Genomic DNA, 1,862 nt, shown 5'->3' on the forward strand with positions numbered 1-1,862 from the left:
TTCCCGTACCACCCCGGCACGCTCCCGCAATCCTCGCGGGATGCTGGCACGCCACCCGGATTGTCCCCGCCCCGCCACGCCGGGCGCTAGGGAAATCCACTAGTCCGTTCCAACGATTCCCCGCCGCCGCGCCATCACTACGCTGTCACCACAGGCACAGGCACAGGCACAGCCGGCGCCGGCAATTCCTCTTTACAAGGAGCGAGACTTCAATGAAATCCAGCACAAGACAACTGATACGCGGTGGCCTGCTGCTCACCAGCATGGCCCTGGCGGCGGCATCGTGGGCGAAGGCCACCCCGGAGGAGCTCAAGCAACTGGATGGCCCCCTCACGCCGATGGGCGCCGAGCGTGCCGCCAGCAAGGACGGCGAGGTCCCGGCATGGTCCGGCAAGTGGCTGGGCACGCCGGCGCATGTCAAATACCAGCGCGGCGAACGCTACCCGGACCCGTATGCCGATGAGAAGCCGCTGTTCGTCATCACGGCGCAGAACATGGCGCAGTATGCCGAGCGGCTTAGCGACGGGCAGAAGGCGCTGTTCAAGAAGTATCCCGACACCTTCAAGATGCCGGTGTACCCAAGCCATCGCGATTTCCGCTACGAGGACGCGGTCTACAAGGACATCCGCACCTACGCCACCACCGTCAGCATGACGAGCGATGCCAACGGCCTGAAGGAAGCGGGTCCGCAGGTTCCCTACCCGATTCCGAAAACCGCGATGGAGCTGTTGTGGAACCAGCGTTTCTCGTCGGCCATCGGCACCGAGAAGGCTCAGTTCGACCAGGCCGTGGTGTATCCGAACGGCTCGATCGCGTGGGGGCGCGTCTCGTACAGCATCCTGTCGCCGCGCAACAATGGCAAGTTCGACCCGCGCAGCGCCCTCAACGAGCGCTCCTTCTTCCGCACCGCCACCGACCTGCCGTTGCGTGACCGCGGCCAGGTGATCGTTGGCTACGCGGTCTGGGACCAGGAGGGTTCCGACACCAACCGCACGTGGATCTATAACCCGGGCACGCGGCGGGTGCGCCAGGCGCCGGAATTCGGCTTTGACCAGCCCCAGGGTCCCGGCGGCTTCCGCACCGTGGACGACGACCGCCTCTTCAACGGCTCGGGCGAACGCTACAACTGGAAGATCGTCGGCAAGAAAGAGATCTTCGTCCCGTACCACAATTACAAGCTGCAGAGCACTTCCGTCAAGTACAAGGAGCTGCTCACGAATGGCCATGCCAATCCGGACGCGATGCGCTATGAACCGCATCGGGTATGGGTACTGGAAGCCACGCTCAAGTCCGGTTTCCGGCACCAGTATGCGAAACGCGTGCTGTATCTCGACGAAGACAGCTGGCTGGCCCTGGCGGCCGACAACTACGATGGCCGCGGCCAGTTGTGGCGCACCAATCTCCAGGCCTCGGTGTACGCCTATGATGCACGCCGCTACTATCCGACCACGGTGTTCTACCATGACCTGATTTCGGGTGCCTACATGGCCGACCGCCTGACCAACGAAGGCCCGATGGCAACGCTGAACAACAGCCCGGAATTCAACGAGGCGTTCTTCTCCCCGGACGCCGCGCGCGGGTCGGGTACCTGATCCCATCGTGATATCCGGCCGGGCGCAGCCTTTGGCGCCCGGTCGCGCTCCCCTCCCCGCCCTGAACTGCCCCCAGAAGTCGGAGACGACTCTTGGGGGTTTTTACATGGCAAAGCCCAGCCGCTCCGATTGCAACCCGGGCTGCGCCGAGTGCTTCTACCTCGAAAAGAAGGCCCTGTATCCCGGCGAACGCGAGCGCCGGATGCAGGACGATGTCATGGTCACGTAAGTCCGGAGCGCCATCGAACAAAAATGGGGCATCCCCCCCGG

At 63.9% G+C, this 1,862-nt stretch carries 2 protein-coding genes; both read left to right on the forward strand.

Going from position 1 to position 1,862, the window contains the following annotated elements; translation table 11 throughout:
• Positions 1-212 precede the first annotated feature (212 nt).
• Positions 213-1,592 carry a DUF1329 domain-containing protein gene (locus tag AC3WRR_RS21705; RefSeq protein ID WP_010813961.1) on the forward strand — a complete coding sequence of 460 codons (1,380 nt, stop codon included), beginning with the start codon at positions 213-215 and terminating at the stop codon, positions 1,590-1,592.
• A gap of 106 nt (positions 1,593-1,698) precedes the next feature.
• Entirely contained in the window at positions 1,699-1,821 is a 123-nt protein-coding gene (locus AC3WRR_RS21710; protein WP_439672495.1) for a hypothetical protein, read from the forward strand.
• Positions 1,822-1,862 lie beyond the last annotated feature (41 nt).

This window comes from Cupriavidus sp. FW305-3-2-15-C-LB2 (assembly GCF_058787575.1).